This is a genomic window from Belliella marina (assembly GCF_042682445.1).
Classification (GTDB): Bacteria; Bacteroidota; Bacteroidia; order Cytophagales; family Cyclobacteriaceae; genus Belliella; species Belliella marina.
Map to the genome: position 1 here is coordinate 94,154 of NZ_JBHUHR010000031.1, position 20,709 is coordinate 114,862.

Consider the following 20,709-nt stretch of genomic DNA (forward strand, 5'->3'; position numbering starts at 1 on the left):
AAATAGTTGTTATGAAATGATTAATATGATTATCCGCTACTTTTCCAGTAAATAAATAACAAAGGCATAATGTTGCGGATAATCGTCAACAGACAGCAGACAACAGTTCACACTTGTGGCCGCGGAGTAGTCAACAGAACCACATATCATTCATCCAACAATCTATTGTTTGGCTACGTGCAAGAAAGCGGATAGTCATAAAATATAAATCGCTATTTAGTTTTTTTTGAAAGGGATTGGGAATAATTTAGCATATGAAACTTTGGGGGTGCCTGTTCAGGCTGAGATCATACCCTTTGAACTTGATACTGGATCATGCCAGCGGAAGAAATAAGTCATCTCAATACAATGCCAGTGGCATTGGTTGATCTTTTCCAGCATTTAAAGTTGGACTCTGAAGTTTTCAAACCTTAAAATTGAAAAAATGAAAGAGTCTATCAGTCATTGTTTTGAAACTTTAAAAGAGAAATCACCTTTAGTCCAAAGTATCACCAATTTTGTGGTCATGAACAATACAGCCAATGCTTTGCTGTCTTTGGGAGCTTCCCCGATCATGGCGCATGCCAAGTCTGAGGTGCTGGACATGGTAGGTATTGTGAATGCCTTGGTCATCAACATTGGGACTTTGGATGAATATTGGGTAGAAAGTATGCTTTTGGCAGCCCAAAGAGCCAATGATTTAGGCAAACCTTGGGTTTTGGATCCGGTGGGTGCTGGTGCTACTCCCTATAGAAATGAGACTATTGGCAAATTACTGGCATTGAAGCCAAGTGTCATCAGAGGCAATGCTTCAGAAATCCTTTCACTGGCACAGGTTAACATCAAAAGCAGGGGTGTGGATAGCATCCATGACTCTGGTGAAGCTGTACAGGCAGCAATTAACCTTTCCAAAGAGGTTGGTTGTATAGTTTGTGTCTCAGGTGCGAAGGACTTTATTGTTGGAGGAGAAAGAGTGGTTTCTTTGGACAATGGTCACCCTATGATGGCAAAGGTTACGGGGATGGGGTGTACAGCTTCAGCTATAGTTGGCGCATTTTCAGGGGTTGAGAAAGACCTTTTTTTGGCAACTACAGCAGCCATGGCTGTATTGGGGGTTGCTGGTGAAATAGCAGCCGAAAAATCAGATGGGCCTGGTACCTTACAGTTGCACCTGTATGATACCTTGTATAATTTGACCAGTGGGGAATTGATGAAAAGGATGAAGGTTGAATTCTGATGGAAACCGATTTTCCATATAGACTTTATTTGGTGACAGACGAACAAGCATGCCTTGGCAGGGATTTTTTTTGGGTAGTGGAAGAGGCGATCAAAGGTGGGGTAGACATTGTCCAGCTACGGGAAAAAGAACTGTCTTTGGATAGTTTTATCCAAAAGGCAGAAAAGTTGAAGACACTTTGTGACCGGTATAATGTTCCCCTGATAATCAATGATAATATCCTGGTGGCAGCAAAAGTACAGTCTTTTGGAGTTCACCTAGGGCAATCTGATGAACCGTTGGAGCGTGTTTGGGAGTTGCTGGGAACTAATTTTCCTATTGGGATTTCTGTAGAATCCATGGAGGATTTGGAAAAACCAAGTTCCAAAAAAGCATGGTATCTGGGTGTTAGCCCGATATTTTCCACACCTACCAAGGAAGATACGATTTCCGAATGGGGATTGGAAGGGCTTGCAAAACTGAGGTCTCTGACCAATAAAAAATTGGTGGCGATCGGAAACGTCAAGACTCAAAACGCAAAAGAGATTATTTCACACGGAGCAGATTGTTTGGCTGTGGTGTCGGGGATCTGTAGTGCGGTAAGTCCAGCGGTTGCAGCTGAATCATTCAGAAAAGAAATAGAACAAGGATTGAAGTTTAGATGAATATGAAAACATACGTACCGGTATTGAGTATAGCAGGATCTGATAGTAGTGGAGGAGCTGGGATCCAGGCTGATTTGAAGACCATTTCAGCGCTTGGATGCTATGGGATGACCGTGATTACTGCCACTACAGCCCAAAACACAAAAGGAGTGAATGCCATTCATAGCATACCGGCATCACATATCGGTGAGCAGTTGCGGGCTGTTATGGAAGATATCAAACCAAAAGCGATCAAGATAGGAATGCTTGATAGGCCTGGGGTGGTAGAAGTGTTGGTGGAGATTTTGAAAGGGTATCCCGAAATCCCGATCGTATTCGATCCTGTGATGGTTTCTACTTCTGGGCACAAGCTGATCCAAGATGAAACAGTAAAAGCCATTAAGGAAAAGCTTTTCCCTTTAGTTACATTGTTGACCCCGAATATGGATGAAACTTCGATTTTATTTGGAAAAGAAGTCAGTGATTTGGAATCTATGAAAGCTGCTGGGGAATCACTTTTGAATGAACTCCCCACAGCACTTTTGATTAAGGGGGGGCATATGGACCAATCAGTCATTTATGATCTTTTGTACTCAAAAAGCACTGGATTGAAAATTCTCAAAAGTGAAAAGATCAATTCCAAGAATGTCCATGGGACGGGGTGTTCACTTTCTTCGGCCATAGCAGTTGGTTTGGCTTTGGGAATGGATATGGAAACTGCGGTTGCTTTTGGAAGGGATTATGTCAATCAGGCAATTTATTATGGACAACAAATAAAAACAGGCAATGGAAGTGGGCCACTGAATCATTTTTACAATCCTCAAAAACAAATAACCAATGAAATGGACTGAAAAAGCATGGGATAGAATAGTCCCTATTTATGAACAGATAATCACCATGCCATTCAACCAGGAGCTACTTCAAGGTAGTTTGTCCAAAGAGAGATTTAAGTTTTATATGGCCCAAGATGCATATTATTTGGGGGAGTTTGGAAAGGCATTGAGTACGATATCTGGTAGATTAAGGGATTTGGATCAGGTATTGGCATTTTCCCAATTTGCTTCCGGTGCCATTGTGGTTGAAAGGGCTTTGCACGAAGGGTATTTCAAAACCTTGGGGATTCCCGATCAAATCAACCCATCACCAACTTGCCTTTTGTATACGAATTACCTTTTGTCCAAGTCAGCTTATTCAAATGTTGAGGTGGCTGTGGCGGCGGTTTTGCCTTGTTTTTGGATTTACAAGAAGGTAGGGGATCATATTTACTCCCAACAGGAGACGGTCAAAGATAATCCATATAAAAATTGGATAGACACCTACGCTGGTGAAGATTTTGCCAAATCTGTACAGCATGCTTTGGAAATAGCGGATCAATTGGCCAGTCAGTCAAGTGAAAAGCTTCAAGAAGAAATGCTGGAGGCATTTGAGATGGCAACAAGGTTGGAATGGATGTTCTGGGATTCTGCCTATAAAATGGAAAAGTGGTCGATTTAAAAATTTGATTCTTTTACTACAAACCTGAGTTCGACTATTCTCACTTTGTCAACCTGCCTGCAGGAACGGTTTTAAATGGTGAGAACTACGAAAAGAAGGTGCGTGAAGTAATATTGGCATATTGTGGATTGAAAAAGTGAAGTAGATTGCCGTTTAAAACCGAATAGTCAGCTCAGTCAATAAAAACACCCATTTACTGCGTTAAATTTTTGAGCGATAGCTTAGGCTATCCCTCAAAAATTTGCCTTGTAACTGGATATTTTTATTGATTTTGACTTTGTGATAACAATCGAACTCAGGTTATAAAGGTTTCGCATATCCACAACTCAAAATTAATTTTTAGTACATATATCAATTGTTTAAAACTATTTGTTATTTTCATGGCGAAAATTACCAGATGATCGATATTGGATTTTCCTACTTAAGGTTTTGAGATAATAAAGGTTACGTGTTGGTTTGTTCCTAAAACTATTAAAGGAGATTGCCTATAATTTTATATATACACCTTTATTATATCATAAAATACCAATGAAAATCAGGATTGATAGATTTCTTGTGGAGGATAATGTTTTGAGACTTTTAGCTATCCATTTTTTAATGTTATCAGTACTGTTTTTACAGATTCCAAGTTTGATTGCCCAGAATGATAACCGTGTCCCATTTCGGCATAAGGTTGGAAATCCAGCCCCGGCAGGAAACCTTTTTCGGATAAAAGGCGATTTTTCGATTATCGGGAATTCAAATCTTACATTGGTGAATTATACTGATACAACTGACAATTCAGCCAATAGTGTCAAATTTATTGATATTGATGGTGATTACCGGACATTCAATTCATCTGCGGCCACGCTTCAGTTTTCGGAAGAGAATAATGCAGATCCAAATTGTTCTGAGATTTTATATGCTGGATTGTATTGGTCAGGAAGGGTTGGGTTAGACAAAGGTTTAGACTTTGAACTGTCTCAAAACATTAAACCCGGAATCCCCAAGACAATAAATGGTGAAGAACAGATTATTGGTTATTTTGATGAAATCAATTATTTGGATCAATTTTTATCCATTTCTGAAAATTATGATAACCAGGGAGAAGGCTTTCCTGTATTTTCATTTTATTATTTGGATGATGGCATGGTTTTCCAATACCAAATCAAATTTACTTCCGAAATTGGCAATGAAGTCCAGTATTCCATCAATGACGGAGATTGGATTTCTGTTGAAAATCTATCCGTTGCGAAGACAGATACGGTCTACACAGCTACATTCAAACCAATAGTTTTTGAATTTGGTGGGGTAGAATTTTCTGTTGGCAAACTGAGTAGGTTGGAATTTAACCCTTCCAATTATGCACTTTCAGACCATTCATTTTTGCATATGGTCACAAATGGGGTGCATACGCCAATGTTAGAGCATACAGTCCATTTTGATAAAAGAAAGGTTAAACTCAAAGGGCCATCAGAGACTGAGTATACGGAAATCACTGCTGATGGAAATGCCATATTATACCCTCTTGATGAGCTTGCAAATATTTTTGTGGGGTATTCAGATGTGACAGACTATGTCAAGCGAAATGGGTTGGGGGAATATACTGTTGCGGATATTGCTTTGGAAGAAGGTCAAGGAGATAATGTGGGATTCTATGGCCATTGGGGGATAATCGTTGTTTACCAAAACTCCAAAATGGATTGGCGTGACGTGACAATTTTTGATGGTTATTCATTTGTACAATCGCTCAATGGCCAAGAACATGTTGGAGAAGTAGAAATTGAAGGTTTTGGGGCAGTCAAATCCGGACAGGTTGATCTCAAACTTGGGTTGATGGCGGGTGAAGGGGATAGGTCTATTGGTGGTGATTTTTTGGAAATAATCAATAAAGATGGCGAATGGGTAAGGCTGAGCCATCCGAAAAATACTCCCGAAAACTTCTTTAATTCGACCATTTATACACCTGTACGCAATTCACTGGGAAATGTGGTTCCAACACCCAGAAATCCAGAGTTTAGCAATAACATCGGCGTGGATATTGTGCAATGGGATATATCTAACCCAAGCAATTCTATCATTGCCAACGACCAGACTTCTACGAGATTTAGGTTTGGCACCCGACAGGATCTTTATACGATTTATGCTTTTGCATTTTCTGTATTGAGTTATGTTCCGGAGGTTCAGGTGCTCAATCAGGTAGAGGGTATAGATGGAATGCCATTGGGAGATGACCCGGTGATTGAGCCTGGTCAAGAAATAACTTTTTTGGCAGAAATAAGGAATAAAGGTTCAGAAGAGGTTTCAGATACAAAAATAGTGATCCCGATTCCATACACTGCAACTTTCGTCAGTGCTTCTACAATTCCCGCAAACTATGGGAATGTCACATTCGATCCAGATATGGGCATTGGCGGTTCCATTATTTGGGATTTGGGAGATTTGCCATTGTTGGCCGATGTGAATGAAGTACTTGCTTCACTGAAATATACGTTAAAGATAACTGAAGATTGCGCCATTTTGGCCAATACGAGTTGTGAAGCAAGTATTTCTATGACCGGAAATGTATCAGGTATTGGAAAGGTTTCCCAAAATGTTTTTACTGATTTGCCATTCGTAAGTGGGATAAGGGAAGGGGAGTGTGTGGGTGAAGAAATCTTTGAGCCTCTGAATATTCCAATTGTGGGAAGGGCGGAGTTTGCTTTGCAAAATTGTCCGGATTTTGAAGACTTTTCTAGCCTTAAGGGTATTGTTTTACCTGTTTTTTGTCACCGGGACACACCTGTTGGGTTGTCGGATTTTATAACTCCAACTAAGGAAGGGTACAGTATTTATTTTTTCAGCCAAGAGATTGGGGGAAATGCCCTTACTGAATATTTTGTCAACACATCTGTAGTAGGGACTGAAAAAATTTGGGTTTCGGAAGGGCCGGCCGATGCTTGTTTAGGTATTCGAACCCCCATAACATTGGAAGTGATTGCCAAATCACCGATGCCCGTCTCTTATGATATAACAGGATGTTTGGGAGGTGATCCTATCGCATATGCTGTAAGTTTCCATGAAGGATATGTTTTGAATTATTACCTTGATGATAATCCTATTTCCAAACCTCTAAATTCTGTTCCTTTTGTAAGCCCAAGTGAAGACGGTACTTTTTCTGTTTGGGTAAGTCAATTTAAAGAAGGGGAATGTGAAAGTAATAGAAAAAAAGTTGAAATCAGGGTGTTTGATTGTAGTTTGATATCTGATATTAAAGTGACAATAGTCCCAAGCATTGAAATTTATGATTATGAAGGACAGGTTGTTACTTATTTTGTCATAGTTGAAAATACGGGTGGTTTAGAATTGACAAATGTTTTTGTCACAGAGTATTTGAGAGGGAATGATTGGAGAATACCATACATGGCTCCTGGTGAAAAGTTGGAATATTCTTTTCAATATTCCATTTCAGAGGAAAATATGATAGTGGGGGCAGTTGAGGCGAATGCTTATGCATCTGGAGGTAGTCTGAACAATGGTTTTATAGATGATTCAGACAAAGCTACCATCTTTAAGTTACCCTTGGAGTTCATGGACTACATAGTTACAACAACCCCTGCTTCTTGTGTGGTAGGCAATGGGGAATCGGGGGCAATTTATGTTGAATTCCTCAAAGGACCTCAGGTAGGCTATTTCGAAATTAGGGATTTGCAAGACAATCAATTGATGAGACAGTTTTTTTATGATTCAAATGTTGTCAAAATTGATCTTCTACCTGGTGAGTATAAATTGATTTTAACGACTGCAATGGGTTTTGAAATTCAAGAATCTGAAGTGTTTACAGTGAAGGATAAAGAATCCGTCAATTTTTCAATCGATGAGGAAGTTTTTTCTTGTATAGATTATTCGTTTTATCCTAGTTCTAATGAAGAATTAGTCTATGAAGTAGTTGCATCCAATGGTTCAAGAATTCTTTTAAATTCAGACCAGATGTTTGTTTTTTCTAAATCTGATTCATATAAAATTGTAGGAAAAGATCCAGCTGGGATAAAATGTGCTGTAGAGAAGACAATGGATGTGGTTATTCAAGAACCCATCCAATTGAATCTTCAATTCTCCTCCTTCTGTCAAAATGATTTATTCACCAATGTAACGCTGCTCAATGATGTGGATGAAAATTCAGTGAAGTGGTACAAGGTTGATAATCTGTTGGTTGATCCATTGGTGGAATTTGATGGCAATTTGTCTTTAATGGTTGAGCAAGCTGGGGATTATATGGTGACACTTACCAATGCTGATGGTTGTGTTATTGGAAAACGGGAGTTTGAATTGAAGCGGACATTTTCTGACCCACCAAAGTTGGGTGCTGTTTATTCTATCTGTCCTACCAAGGAAGGAAGTCAAACCATCTCAATTGATAGACAATTTGTAGAAAACCACTGGTATTTGGACGGTCAAGAACTGAGCCAGGATCTTGTTTTATCACCTACAGAAGAAGGTTTGTACAGACTTGTAGCCAAAGATCAGTCTGGATGTGAGTTTATCATGGATTTTGAGGTAGAGATAAAATGCGAACCGACACTCCGGTATTCCAATGCCATCAGGCCTGGAGAAGCAGGACATGGGTTGATTATTTATCCGGACAATCTGATTGAAGAGATAGAGATACAGATCTTCAACAGATGGGGGGAATTGATATTTTTCTGTCAGGACAAAAATCTCAGATATAGGGAAAAATCGACGTGTTTCTGGGATGGTCTTATCAATGGCAAACCAGCGATTATTGGGAATTATTCTTTGGTGATCCAATACAAGGTGAAAGGAGAGGATTTTGTCAATGTGATGCATGATATGTTATTTATTTTGAACTGATGGCTTGAAAGTTCTAAAAACTTCTTAAAATAAGTGTATTATTTGATTAAATAATTTTGATAAATAGACCTAAAGTGTATATTTGACACTTGATAGGAATGAAACCGATTTCATTTTATTCTATTTGTATTATACCTTTACCCTATAACCTAAAACAACCTAACCGATGAATTCAAGAAGAAAATTTTTGCAAAAAAGCCTTCTGGCAACAGCAGGTATTTCGCTTTCCAATGTAGTATCAGCAGATCAGTTTTTCAGAAGCATAAAGAGTGTTGGCCCAAATGACCAGATCAATGTAGGACTGATAGGATGTAAAGGGATGGGCTGGTCAAATGTCAATTCCATGCTCAAGATGCCTCAGGTCAATTGTATTGCTTTGGCTGATATAGATAGCAATGTCTTGGATCAACGAGCCGAGGATGTGTTGAAGGCACGTGGCAAAAAACCAATATTGTACAAAGACTACAGAAAGATGCTCGAAAACAAAGACATCGATGTAGTTGTCATCGGCACGCCAGACCATTGGCATTGTCTGAACTTGGTGGACAGTCTTGAGGCTGGGAAGCATGTGTATGTTGAGAAGCCATTGGCCAATTCCATCGAAGAGTGTAGGGTCATGGTGGAGGCTACCAAGCGATATGGCAAATTGGTACAAGTAGGTCAATGGCAAAGAAGTGGATCCCAATATAGTGAAGCGATAGATTTTGTAAAATCCGGTCAATTGGGTAACATCCGATTGGTGAAGTGCTGGGCATACCAGGGGTGGATGAATCCTGTTCCCGTCAAGAATGATGGATCTATTCCCAATGGAGTGGATTATGATATGTGGTTGGGACCTGCCCCAAAAAGGTCCTTCAATGAAAATAGGTTCCATTTCAATTTCAGGTGGTTTTGGGATTACGCAGGAGGCTTGATGACGGATTGGGGAGTGCATGAGATTGATATTGCCCTTTTTGCGATGGGAGTGAGTGCCCCGAAATCGGTTATGGCTTCTGGAGGAAAACTAGCTTATCCTGATGATGCATCAGAAACTCCGGACACATTGCAAACCATCTATGAATATGAAGGGTTCAACATGCTCTGGGAACATGCTACCGGAATAGACGGAGGGAATTATGGATACACGGAAGGCATCGCATTTATTGGGAACAATGCCACACTTGTAGTGAATAGGGGGGGATGGGAGATCATCTCTGAGAAAGAGGGGGATAAACCAAAACTGGAAGCCATGTCAAAAGTAAAACCCCAAGGGAATGCCTTAGACTTGCATATGGTGAATTTTGTAGACTCGATTACCAAAAATGATGCATCATTATTGAATTGTGGTGTGGAAACGGGAAGTGTAGCTGCCATCAATGCACACATGGGGAATATAGCTTACAAGACTGGGGAAAAGATATATTGGAATGATGAAAAGGGGTTGTTTACAAGTTCAAAAGCCAATAAACTGATCAAAGCCCAATATCATAATGGTTGGAAATTGCCAAAAGTTTGATTTTCTGATGTGATATATCAGGGAAATCGCTTTTATCCAAAAAAACTTCGAGGGTTTGAACTTAATCACCTTGGTATGTGTCCCCACAGACCAAAAGAGATAATCTGAAATGGAAACTCCTCGTTATGATATTGTTAAAAGCAATTTCCCTGAATCAGGATCTTTTTTTTAAATGATTGGCGCGAAGATTTATTATCTTTGCGCCATGGAAAATATACCCCCTTGCCCTGCCTGCAATTCCCCTTATGGATATGAAACAGACAATGGACTGACTTGTCCAGAATGTGGATTTGAATGGAAAATCGAAGAGCCGATTGAAGAAGCTGGTTTGCTGGTGAAAGATTCAAATGGCGCCATTCTAGCAGATGGAGATTCTGTGGTAGTCATCAAAGACCTGCCAGTCAAAGGTGCTCCAAAGCCAATAAAGGCGGGTACAAAAGTAAAGAGCATACGCCTCGTTGAGGGGGATCACAACATTGATTGTAAGATTGATGGTTTTGGGTCCATGGCCTTGAAATCTGAATTTGTGAAAAAAGCTTAGTAAAGATCCTTCTGTTTAACCCTATCTGACTTTTTCAGCAGATCCTAATGTACATGCTTTAAATTCTGCTACTGTCGACTGTCAACCGTCGACGATTATCGACAACATTATAGTTTTGTTATTCCCTTACTGGCAAAGTAGCGGATAATCATTTTTTGTTTTTTCAAAACTTATACCATTACATTTTGTTAATTGGTTATTGGGTTTGTTTCATGGTGAAAATCATGAAGTTCCGCTATTGTAGAAATAATCAATAATGTAAATGAAAGGATCAGCAGAAAAACACAACATGGACGGCAATATCCATCCTTTGAGCGATTTTGAATCAGGCTTGTTGATCAAAGATGCCTTATTTGTTAGAAGCAAGGGCAATCTTGTCAAAGTTAAGTTTGAAGATATTCTTTGGATGAAGGGAGATGGTAATTATACGACCTTGGTCACAAGGTCGAGTGTGTATTCCCTCAGAAACATACTAAAAGACTTTGAGAATGTACTCCCTGAGTCTGACTTTATGCGGGTTCACAAAAGTTATATTGTAAGGTTGGAAGAGATAATTACCATCAACCCAAGAGAGTTGGGTGTAGGCAAGGACCTTGTGCCAGTAGGGAGGACATATTACCAAGATCTCACAAAAGGTATCATTCGACTAAGTTCCGGCAACTCGGATTAGTTTACTTGAAGCTTATTTTCCCCAAAGCAAGCTACTGTCGCCATAGCTCAGGAATCTATATTCCCTTTCCAATGCTTCTTGGTAGATGTTTTTCCATTTTTCTCCAACAAAGGCAGCTACCAGAAGTATCAAAGTAGATCCAGGTTGATGGAAATTCGTCACCAATCCATCACATACCCGGAAGGTGTATCCTGGCATGATGAAGATTTCAGTACTTCCAGTGATTTCTTCCAGGCCATTGTCTTTCATGTAATCCAGGATTCTTCCAAAACTCTCCTGACGGCTTGGTAGGCTCTCAAAATCTTGGTATGGGTAAAGCTTTGGGATCAGAAATTCTTGTGGATTTCCTATTGTCAACTGTACCCCAAACCAATATAGGCTTTCCAAAGAGCGCATGGAAGTAGTGCCTACAGGAATGATTTTATCAGTTTGGCGGGCTATTTTTTCCAAAATGGATTTCGATACCACCACTTGTTCACTGTGCATGTTGTGTTCCGCAATGTTTTCCGATTTGATGGGTTGGAATGTACCCGCGCCAACATGGAGGGTTAAGAAATCCTCATCAACGCCATTTTTTCTTAGCCTATCTAAAATTTCATCGGTGAAATGTAATCCTGCCGTTGGGGCGGCTACAGCACCTTCTTGCTTGGAATAGACCGTTTGGTATCGGGGGCGATCTTCATCGGTGGGCTTTCTGTTCAGATAGGGAGGTAGAGGGACTTCTCCAGATGCCTCTACGATGGACACAAATGGAATGGCTTCTTTCCATGTGAATTTCACGACTCTATTTTCTCTGTCAATCAGTGAGGCGTTGAGTTGGATTCGGTTCCCTTGATAGAGTACTTCTCCGCTGAGGATCTCGTCAGCCTTCCACTTTTTCAAGTTTCCGATCATGCATTCCCAAGATACAGAATCGGTATTGATCATGACCTCATTGATGACTGTAGTTGGCGCTATGGGTTTGAGGAGAAAAATTTCAATCTTTGCCCCACTAGCCCTTTGGAATAGCAGCCTTGCAGGAATCACTTTGGTGTTGTTGAACACCATCAGACTGCCAGAAGGGATCAGTTCTGCCAGGTTTTTGAATCTCAAATGCTCAATATTGCCATCTTTATAGTGGAGAAGTTTTGAATCATCCCTGTTTTCAAGTGGGAATTTTGCGATTTTCTCATAGGGTAAAGTATATTCGTAATCTGATAACTTCAGTTCGGCAGCAGAGATTGATAAATCCATAAAATCCAATTGGCTTGTTGTTTGATTTCGGATGCAAATATAAAGCATATTATTTCTCTGGATGATCGAACACTTGATTATTAACCATGTTGATACTAAAGAACGTCAATGCTCCTTACTCCAAATAAATACAAGCTTGGGGAATTGATGTAATCCCCAACAGAATTTAACCTTGTGTCAAAACAGCTTGTAACCACATTAAAAAACAGTAGCCTATTCTATGGACCAACTAGAGAATTTAGTCTTTTCATGCGAAAAATATGTGTTGGATTTTAAATTTGATGCCGGTACTTCTAGGGGAGTGCTCAGAAGAAAAGAAACATTTTTCCTCAAAGCATCCTCAAAGTATCACCCAAATATAGTTGGAATTGGAGAGGCTGGACCACTCCCGAAATTGAGTATTGATGATCTGCCTGATTTTGAAGGGCAATTAGTATCCCTTTGCAAGCAGTTGACCCAACTGAATTTTTCTATATATAAGGATGAAATCTTTGATTTTGTGAAGCAGTATATCCCCGAATCATTTCCCAGCATTAGGTTTGCTTTTGAAACAGCATTGCTTGATTTGACCAATGGAGGGAAGCGGTTGGTTTTTGATTCATCTTTTGTAAAAGAACGAAGAGCTATTCCAATCAACGGATTGATCTGGATGGGAGATAGGAACTTTATGTTGGAGCAGATTGACAAAAAGCTAAGGGAAGGTTACGATTGCATCAAAATGAAAATTGGGGCGATAGATTTTGACCAAGAGTGTGATTTGCTGGAGTATATCAGGAGTAAGTATGATAAAGGGAAAATTACTTTGAGGGTAGATGCAAATGGGGCGTTTTCAGCTGAAGAAGCGTTGGGGAAATTGGATCGCTTGGAAAAGTTTGATTTGCATAGCATCGAGCAGCCCATCAAGCAAGGTCAGGTTGAGGCAATGGGAAGGTTGTGTGGTGAATCTCCTGTGCCAATCGCGCTTGACGAAGAGCTTATAGGGATCCATACACTGGAAGATAGGCAAAGCTTGCTAAAAGCAATCAAGCCCCAGTACATTATTTTGAAGCCCACTCTTGTTGGTGGGTTTAGATCTTGTGATGAATGGATCAGGTTGGCAGAATCTATGGGGATAGGCTGGTGGATGACTTCAGCGCTTGAAAGCAATATAGGTTTGAATGCCATTTCCCAATACACTGCTACACTGCCTAACGATATGCCACAGGGGCTTGGCACCGGGCAGTTGTATTTGAATAATATTGATTCCCCTTTGCTGATAGAGTCAGGTACGCTGGTGTATGATCAGAATATTGCGTGGGGAGTTTGAAATCAAAGTGGTCGTAAAACTGTAAACTCTTGCTTTTAAGGCCAAGTTTTTATTAGATTGGATTGGAAAAATAAAAATTAATCGATGTATCAAGCATTCAAAAACAGCATCCAAGATCTTTATAGGGATTTGGTAGAGCTGACACCAGTTATTTTTGTATCTGTATTAGTTTTATTGGTTGGGTTGCTAGTCATCAGTAGTATCAAGAAACTAATCTTCAGAAAAGTCATCTCCAGGGCCAAAGACACTGTTGGGGCTCGATTTGTTGCAGATATTATCATATTTATATTTTATATCATTCTGATATTTTTCGTTTTTAGGACGCTTGGTCTCAGTGCGTTCACCCAGACAATTATAGGGGCGGCAGGTTTGACCACCTTCATTATCGGTTTTGCACTGAAGGATATAGGGGAGAATTTTTTGGCAGGTATCGTTATGATATTTGATAGACCATTTGAAATGGGTGATTTGGTCGAGATAGAGGGGAGGGTAGGCAGAGTGATCAGGATTTCCATTAGAGAAACTACGATCAAGACAGTAGATGGAAAAGATGTTTATATTCCAAATTCTGATATTGTCAAAAAGCATTTCATCAATTACACCATTGATGATCAACTACGGGAGAGTTTTGACATCAGTATAAACAACACAAACAATATCAGAGAGGTAATGGGGATGATTATGAAGGAATTATCCTCAGTCCCCAACCTGCTGCCCAATAAAACGCCTTCTGTATCGATCAAGAATTTTGACCAAGGTACTGTTCAGCTGAGCGTTTCTTTTTGGTATGGGCTTCTTGGTTCCCAAGCAAGAAATGCCAGGCTTAAAAACGAAGTCATGCTAAGGGTAATAGAAGCCCTCAAGAGTAATAAGGTTGAGTTCCCAAACCATATCCAGGATGTCAATATCCAAAAGGATGCTTAATGTTTTTTGGTTAAACGATGGATGGGTAGGCACAAAAAAAAAGCGGTCCAAACCTTCGTTTGAACCGCTTTTGAGGTTGTCAATGTTATATGTTAAGCTAACTTTACATTCACAGCGTTAAGACCTTTTCTTCCTTCTTTAAGGTCGAAAGTAACTTCGTCGTCTTCTCTAATTTCGTCAACTAATCCTGAGATGTGTACAAAATACTCTTTAGAAGATTCATCGTCTACGATAAAACCGAATCCCTTGGACTCATTAAAAAATTTAACTTTTCCTGTGTTCATGATATTGTAATTGTATTTTTATATAATATTCCAAAGGTACGCATACTTTTCACAATAAAAACTATTCGGTAAAATATTTTTCGGTTAATTTAATGTTACGCATTAATTTATATCAAATCAATCCCGCTTTTCTTACAATTTTCCATAACATCTTTTGGCCATATTCCTGACTGAACTTCCCCGATATGGATTTTTTTCAACAAATACATACACAGTCGGGATTGACCGATTCCACCACCCACACTTTCTGTAAGTTTTCCTTCCAAAAGGCTGCTATGGAAAAGCAGTTTCTTTCTGTCTTCAGCCTTGGCGATTTCCAATTGGCGTTCGAGGCTCTCCTGATCCACTCTGATACCCATTGAGCTGATTTCAAATGAATTTTCCAATGCAGGGTTCCAGACTAGGATATCTCCATTCAATCCAAAGTGACCATCTTCATTTGCACTGCTCCAGTCATCGTAATCAGGAGCTCTGCCATCATGTGGCTCACCATGTGATAGGACACCACCGATTCCAATCAAGAATACAGCTCCATATGTTTTGGCTGCTTGGTACTCTCTTTCTTTTGGAGTCATATCAGGGTATTGCTGAAGCAACTCCTCTGCGTGCATAAAGTGTATGTTTTCGGGAAGATTAGGGGTCAAGCCAGGAAATAGATTGAATAACCCAAGTTCCACAGACTTGATGGCTGCATAAATTTCCTGAACAGTTTCCTTCAAAAAAGTCAAGTTTCTATCCTTGGCCCCAATAGATTTTTCCCAGTCCCATTGATCCACATAGAGTGAATGGATTGGAGAATAGTCTTCATCGGGTCTGAGCGCCCGCATGTCTGTGACGATTCCTTCACCTATAGGAAATTCCAGTTCCGAAAGTGTCCACCTCTTCCATTTCGCAAGAGAATGTACAACTACTGCGCTTTGGTCATTCTGGTTCTTTATAGGGAAGCTTACAGGTCTTTCTATTCCATTGAGGTCATCATTGATACCTGTACCATCCATGATGGCAATGGGACAGCTTACTTTGAATAGGTTCAGTTTCTGACCCAATATTTTTGGGAACTCTGTCTTGATAAAATCAATGGCAGATTCTGTTTCCCGTCTTGATAAAATGGTTTGGTAGGTTGTTTTGGAGAATGTTGTCATAACTGTTTTTTGTGAATTCAAATGAATAGACCACAAAACTATAAAAATGATAATGATATTGAATTATTTTAGAGAAAAAGTGAAAAATATGGAAAAAATTTATCAAAATCCTATCTGATCGGAAGTACATATGAAGGCTTTTTGAATGCTACTTTCTGTACCTCTTCTTTGATCAAGCCTGATTTTTGGTCCATTTCAAATACAATAATCCCGTCAGAACCTTGGTGGGCTACTACCAGGAAGTTGCCGTCTGGACTGAAATCAAAATTTCTCGGTGTCTCCCCTTTGGTGGATGTTCTTTGGATAAGTATAAGCCTATCGTTCAGGTCTTTTTCATAGACTGAGATCTCATTGGCATCCCCTCTGTTGGAAGCATACACAAACTTACCATCCTTAGAGAACTTTATCTCTGCTGCACCAACTGATCCTTCAAAATGTGGATGGGTCAAAGGCAGCACTTCAAGATTGTGGATCACGCCGTTTTCATAGGAATAGACTCCCAGTTCTGCAGATAGTTCATGGATGAGATAAATCAGATCACCGGATTCATTGAGTAAAAGATGTCTCGGGCCAGAGCCTGCTTCTACTTCGAAATAGGCAGGTTTTGCATGTTGAAAAGGAACAGTTAAGTCAGGGTTGAAATCATATAAATGTATCTTGTCAGTCCCCAAATCAGCAACTAGCAGCTGCTTCCCATTTGGATGGAATACAGTACTGTGCACATGGGGTTTTTCCTGTCGTGAACCGACAATGCTTTTCCCTTCGTGTTGAATGGTCTGTACTTGGGTCAAGACACCAGCTTCGTTTTTGAATACAGAAAAATTGCCTCCCGAATAATTTCCTACAACAAGAAATTTCTCGCTTGGATCCATTGCAAGGTGACAAGGGTGGTTTCCTTCTGTGTCGACTGTACTCAATAGTTTCAATGACTTCTGATCAAGATCCAATTCAAATGATTTCACTTTTCCACCTTGGTCTCCAGCCGTTTCTTCCACGGCAAACAGAATAGTTTGGTCTTTGTTGGTCAATAAAAAAGAAGGATTCTTGATTCCATTTCCTATAATATCTACTGAAATATCATTACTGACAGGGTCAAATTTCAGAAGCCCAATACCATCAGTTTCATGTTCGGTATAGCCACCGATCAAAAATCTATAATGATCATTTACTTCCACAACATGTTCAGTTTGGTTTTTTTTACAAGCCATTGTCATCAAACTCAAGGCTGCAAAACAGAATAGTTTATAAATTGGTCTATGCATAAAATCCTTATATGTATATCTGATTTCTTACCAATAGCCAAACAAATTGATATGTTTTAAGTTAGTTGACACACTAATAACCAATCGACTAATAACCGATAACGATTATCCGTATGATTTTATTCGGAAATTCACCTACCGGTGTCATTACGGATAATCATAAATCCTTATTTGGCTTTTCCTCCGTCCTTGTTGTTCCTTAGCGATTTTTGGTCTTCACTGTGTAATTTATGGGTTTTTGAATCATATTGGCCTTCAAGTTCGTCAATTTTTGATTTATCCCACATTTTGACACCTGTGAAGTAAGAAGCCCTTCCGATCATATGTGCGCCAACAGGGGCAGTAAGCAGCATAAACACGATGATAGCCAATACCCGGGCTGTGATGGCACTGTCATTGAAATAAAATGCCGATGCGAGCAGGATCAAACCGATACCGAGCGTAGCTGCTTTTGTTGTGACAGAGATTCTCAAATACAAATCAGGCATTTTGACCACCCCAACGGCGGCCAAGAGGATAAAAATCGTACCCAGTGAACTCAATGCGATAATGATGATATCAGTCATTTTTTTCTCGTTTTTCTAAGTAATAAGCAAATGCCACTGTTCCCAAAAATGCGATCAATGCCAATATCATGGCAATGTCCAAAAAGGCTGGCTGGTTGGTATGGATACTGTACACGGCTATGATCCCTATACCTGTGGTCAGCAATAGATCCAATGCCACAACACGGTCTGACAATCTGGGTCCCATCAAAAACCGAATGAAGATGATCAGGATCGATATACTCAGTACCGGAAGAATAATGTAATATAAATAGTCGTAAACACTCATCTCATTATGTCTAATAATCTTTTTTCAAATCCATTTTTTATAGCGGCGATAAACTCCTTTTTGTCTTTCACGTACATCGCATGCACATACAGGACTTTCTTGTCATCTGAGACATCTAGGCTCAGAGTGCCCGGGGTGAGGGAGATCAAGTTTGCCAACAGCGTGATCTCTATATCAGATTCGGCATCCAGCGGTATCTTTACGATCCCTGGCTCCATATAATGCTTTGGAGTGATCACATCATAGGCGACCTCTATATTTGCCTTGATCAATTCGTAGAGAAAGAAAAAGATAAAGCCAATCAATTTTGGTCCCCTGTTGAAATATTTGTTTTCCCTTCTATCTGTGGAGATGATCCACAAGAGAAAGAAGCTGAGAAGAAAACCAAAGAAGAAGTTCTCAACCGTGAAATTACCGGTGATGGCAACCCAAATAAGTGAAAGCAATAAATTGCTTAGGAATCTAGTCTTGATCATGGCATTTCTGTTTTAGTTCCCAATACGGCTTCAATATATGCAGAAGGGTTCATCAGTTCACTGGAAATTTGCTTGCTCAATACGATAATATGCTCCGCCGCCAAGCCAATGTACAATGAAATTATCGTCAATATAACTATGGGGATAATCATTGCCCATTGTTTTAGAGGTTTCAGCTCTTTGAAATATTTTACATTGATCTTTTTTGGCAAATCTCCAGCTTCTTTCCAGAATACCTCTGACCATAGTTTTGCGATCACCCAGAGTGTCAGAAAACTTCCCAAAAGTATAAAGCCAACCAAAGTATATTGCCCTTCCAAATAACCTCCTTGGATAAGGAATAATTTTGCCCAAAATCCCGATAATGGAGGGATGCCCACCAAGGAGAACAGAGGGATGGCTATCAGCAGTGAATATTTGGGATATTTTTTGTAGATACCTCCGAGCTTTTCTATGTTCAATGTCCCTTTTAATTTGAATATCAGACCAGAAATGAGGAACAGGTTAGTCTTGACAATGATGTCATGGATCAGGTAGAAAATAGCACCGAGGATAGCCAGTTCGGTATAGATCCCCAAGCCTGCAATCATAAATCCAATGTGGCATACGATGAGGTAGGAGAATATTTTTCTCATATTGACCTGCAAAATTGCTCCCAAACCTCCGGATAGGATTGTCAATGCAGCCATCACGATCAACAGATTGCTGAGAAATTCGTCTGGAATAAATATCAAAGTAAATATCCTGATCAATGCATAAACCCCAACTTTGGTCAGCAGTCCACCAAATATAGCTGAAATGGCAGGCGGTGGAGTGTGGTAGGATGCCGGCAACCAGAAGTATAAGGGAAATATAGCCGACTTGATCCCAAACCCGACCAAGAATAATATCGCAACGACATTGACCAATCCGCGGTTTTCGATTTGCGCTACCTGTCCGGAAAGGTCAGCCATGTTCAGACTTCCAGCCATTCCATAAAGAATCGCAATGGCTGTCAGGAAGATGGCAGAGGCAAGTAGGTTCATCGTCACATACTTCATCGCTCCTTCAATCTGCGCTTTTTCACCACCAATTGTAATCAATACAAATGATGCGATGATGATGATCTCAAACCATACATAGAGGTTGAATATATCACCTGTCAAGAAAGCACCTTGCAAGCCCATCAAGAGGAAATTGAGGATAGGGAAAAAGCCGAATTTCAACCGGGCATTCCGGATACTTCCTGTAGAGAAAACTGCCACTGCCATCCCGGAAATCGCAGTCAACAGCACCATAGTGGCACTGAAAATATCCGCAACAAAGGTAATCCCGAATGGTGCCTGCCATTCCCCGGCCTGCATCGTGAGAATGCCTCGGTTATAGACTTCATTGAATAGCCAAATAGCTATTCCTACCGATACAAGGCTGCAAATGATCGTTATCAAGCGTTGGACATTGACCCGAAACCAGAAAAACATCAGCAGTACTGCCGTGAAAAGTTGGAAAATTACGGGTAAAACTATGTATGGATTATTCATATATTTCGTCAGTAGTATTCAATTCATCCAAATCGTCTGTAGCAGTGATTTTGTAAGCTCTCTTGACAAGAATGATTGCAAATGATTGTAAGCCAAAACTGATCACAATAGCCGTCAATATCAAAGCCTGAGGCACTGGATCTGCGTAGATTTCTGTGAGCATTTTTGATGCGGAGTCGATAATGGGTGGTTTTCCCTTTACGATTCTTCCCAAAAGGAATATCAGCATATTGGCGCCATTTCCCAATAGGATAAGCCCTATGATCAATTTTACCATACTCCTCCTCAGCATCATATAAATGCCCGCTGCGTAAAGGAGTCCTATAAGCATTACTAATAAAAGTTCCATATTTTAGAGTGTTTCGGAGATTGTGAATATGATGGTTAATGTAACCCCAATGACTACCAGATACACACCGGTGTCAAAAAACAATGCTGAACCTACCATCCCTATGACTGAGAATGGTTCCTCAAACCAAAGACCCGTCATGAAACTTTCACCAATAAATAATGGTGCCGCTCCGCTCATCAATGCAATAGCCAAACCGATTGGCATCAGGAATCCGGGGTGAAATTTGATGATGGATTTTGTCTGATCAATGCCATTGGCAAATGAATGGATTACAAATGCAATGGAAGCAATCAGCCCGCCTACAAATCCACCTCCCGGAAGGTAATGCCCCCTCAGCAAAATAAAGATCGAAAACAAGACCAACAGGGGAAGCAGGTAAGTTGATGCTGTTTTAAAAATAATTGTTTTCATGTGTTTATAATTTGTCTTTTAATGGTCACATGGAATCTTCGCATTGCCCCCGATAGATATCGGGGGCATCTCCCTATGTGACATTTTCGTCATGCC

General features: G+C 40.0%; 20 protein-coding genes and 1 riboswitch. Of the genes, 10 read left to right on the forward strand and 10 right to left on the reverse strand.

Translation table 11 applies throughout. From position 1 onward, the window contains the following. Nucleotides 1-254 precede the first annotated feature (254 nt). Nucleotides 255-348, forward strand: a riboswitch (TPP riboswitch). 76 nt (nt 349-424) lie between these two features. The 8 genes from thiM to ACFSKL_RS11035 all read left to right on the forward strand — a co-directional run bounded on the left by thiM (nt 425) and on the right by ACFSKL_RS11035 (nt 10,869). Beyond that, nucleotides 425-1,216, forward strand: coding sequence for a hydroxyethylthiazole kinase (gene thiM, locus ACFSKL_RS11000; RefSeq protein WP_376886214.1), 792 nt, complete (start codon nt 425-427; stop codon nt 1,214-1,216). Continuing rightward, a complete protein-coding gene (thiE, locus tag ACFSKL_RS11005; RefSeq protein WP_376886216.1) occupies nt 1,216-1,860 on the forward strand; it encodes a thiamine phosphate synthase in 645 nt (214 codons plus the stop codon). The genes thiM and thiE overlap by 1 nt, the downstream gene beginning before the upstream one ends. A gap of 2 nt (nt 1,861-1,862) precedes the next feature. Then, the gene (thiD, locus tag ACFSKL_RS11010) at nt 1,863-2,690 is read left to right on the forward strand and encodes a bifunctional hydroxymethylpyrimidine kinase/phosphomethylpyrimidine kinase (RefSeq protein ID WP_376886218.1); all 828 of its coding nucleotides are present in this window, start codon (nt 1,863-1,865) and stop codon (nt 2,688-2,690) included. After that, entirely contained in the window at nt 2,677-3,333 is a 657-nt protein-coding gene (gene tenA, locus ACFSKL_RS11015) for a thiaminase II (RefSeq protein ID WP_376886220.1), read from the forward strand. Before thiD ends, tenA begins: the two co-directional genes overlap by 14 nt. Before the next feature lie 528 nt (nt 3,334-3,861). Then, nucleotides 3,862-8,163, forward strand: coding sequence for a DUF7507 domain-containing protein (locus ACFSKL_RS11020; RefSeq protein WP_376886222.1), 4,302 nt, complete (start codon nt 3,862-3,864; stop codon nt 8,161-8,163). Nucleotides 8,164-8,329: 166 nt separating this feature from the next. Further along, nucleotides 8,330-9,658: a Gfo/Idh/MocA family protein gene (locus ACFSKL_RS11025; RefSeq protein WP_376886223.1), complete on the forward strand. Its 1,329-nt coding sequence runs from the start codon at nt 8,330-8,332 to the stop codon at nt 9,656-9,658. Nucleotides 9,659-9,863: 205 nt separating this feature from the next. Then, nucleotides 9,864-10,199, forward strand: a complete 336-nt coding sequence (locus ACFSKL_RS11030; protein ID WP_376886225.1) for a zinc ribbon domain-containing protein YjdM — start codon at nt 9,864-9,866, stop codon at nt 10,197-10,199. Between the two features lie 262 nt (nt 10,200-10,461). Beyond that, a complete protein-coding gene (locus ACFSKL_RS11035) occupies nt 10,462-10,869 on the forward strand; it encodes a LytR/AlgR family response regulator transcription factor (RefSeq protein WP_376886228.1) in 408 nt (135 codons plus the stop codon). A 12-nt stretch (nt 10,870-10,881) separates the two neighbouring features. Here ACFSKL_RS11035 and ACFSKL_RS11040 read toward each other — a convergent pair whose 3' ends face one another. Further along, on the reverse strand, nt 10,882-12,102 hold the full coding sequence (locus tag ACFSKL_RS11040) for an S-adenosylmethionine:tRNA ribosyltransferase-isomerase (protein WP_376886230.1): 1,221 nt from the start codon (nt 12,100-12,102) through the stop codon (nt 10,882-10,884). Nucleotides 12,103-12,322: 220 nt separating this feature from the next. On the opposite strand from ACFSKL_RS11040, the gene ACFSKL_RS11045 reads away from it, so the two are divergent. After that, entirely contained in the window at nt 12,323-13,408 is a 1,086-nt protein-coding gene (locus ACFSKL_RS11045; RefSeq protein ID WP_376886232.1) for an o-succinylbenzoate synthase, read from the forward strand. 84 nt (nt 13,409-13,492) lie between these two features. Then, nucleotides 13,493-14,332 carry a mechanosensitive ion channel family protein gene (locus ACFSKL_RS11050; protein ID WP_376886235.1) on the forward strand — a complete coding sequence of 280 codons (840 nt, stop codon included), beginning with the start codon at nt 13,493-13,495 and terminating at the stop codon, nt 14,330-14,332. 92 nt (nt 14,333-14,424) lie between these two features. Here the strand turns inward: ACFSKL_RS11050 and ACFSKL_RS11055 are convergent, their stop codons facing one another. The 9 genes from ACFSKL_RS11055 to ACFSKL_RS11095 all read right to left on the reverse strand — a co-directional run bounded on the left by ACFSKL_RS11055 (nt 14,425) and on the right by ACFSKL_RS11095 (nt 20,613). After that, complete coding sequence (locus tag ACFSKL_RS11055; protein ID WP_014773567.1) at nt 14,425-14,616, reverse strand: cold-shock protein; 192 nt, start codon at nt 14,614-14,616, stop codon at nt 14,425-14,427. A gap of 107 nt (nt 14,617-14,723) precedes the next feature. Continuing rightward, entirely contained in the window at nt 14,724-15,758 is a 1,035-nt protein-coding gene (gene asnA / locus ACFSKL_RS11060; RefSeq protein ID WP_376886238.1) for an aspartate--ammonia ligase, read from the reverse strand. Nucleotides 15,759-15,868: 110 nt separating this feature from the next. After that, nucleotides 15,869-17,020 (reverse strand): lactonase family protein, encoded by a 1,152-nt coding sequence (locus ACFSKL_RS11065; protein ID WP_376886239.1) that lies wholly within the window; start codon nt 17,018-17,020, stop codon nt 15,869-15,871. 167 nt (nt 17,021-17,187) lie between these two features. After that, nucleotides 17,188-17,586: a monovalent cation/H(+) antiporter subunit G gene (gene mnhG / locus ACFSKL_RS11070; RefSeq protein WP_376886241.1), complete on the reverse strand. Its 399-nt coding sequence runs from the start codon at nt 17,584-17,586 to the stop codon at nt 17,188-17,190. Further along, entirely contained in the window at nt 17,579-17,854 is a 276-nt protein-coding gene (locus ACFSKL_RS11075; protein WP_376886243.1) for a cation:proton antiporter, read from the reverse strand. The genes mnhG and ACFSKL_RS11075 overlap by 8 nt, the downstream gene beginning before the upstream one ends. Continuing rightward, nucleotides 17,851-18,330, reverse strand: a complete 480-nt coding sequence (locus tag ACFSKL_RS11080) for a Na+/H+ antiporter subunit E (protein WP_376886246.1) — start codon at nt 18,328-18,330, stop codon at nt 17,851-17,853. Before ACFSKL_RS11080 ends, ACFSKL_RS11075 begins: the two co-directional genes overlap by 4 nt. Then, nucleotides 18,327-19,850: a proton-conducting transporter transmembrane domain-containing protein gene (locus ACFSKL_RS11085; RefSeq protein WP_376886249.1), complete on the reverse strand. Its 1,524-nt coding sequence runs from the start codon at nt 19,848-19,850 to the stop codon at nt 18,327-18,329. The genes ACFSKL_RS11080 and ACFSKL_RS11085 overlap by 4 nt, the downstream gene beginning before the upstream one ends. After that, complete coding sequence (locus ACFSKL_RS11090) at nt 19,843-20,199, reverse strand: Na+/H+ antiporter subunit C (RefSeq protein ID WP_376886251.1); 357 nt, start codon at nt 20,197-20,199, stop codon at nt 19,843-19,845. The genes ACFSKL_RS11085 and ACFSKL_RS11090 overlap by 8 nt, the downstream gene beginning before the upstream one ends. 3 nt (nt 20,200-20,202) lie before the next feature. Beyond that, entirely contained in the window at nt 20,203-20,613 is a 411-nt protein-coding gene (locus ACFSKL_RS11095) for a Na+/H+ antiporter subunit B (protein WP_376886252.1), read from the reverse strand. Nucleotides 20,614-20,709: the final 96 nt, after the last annotated feature.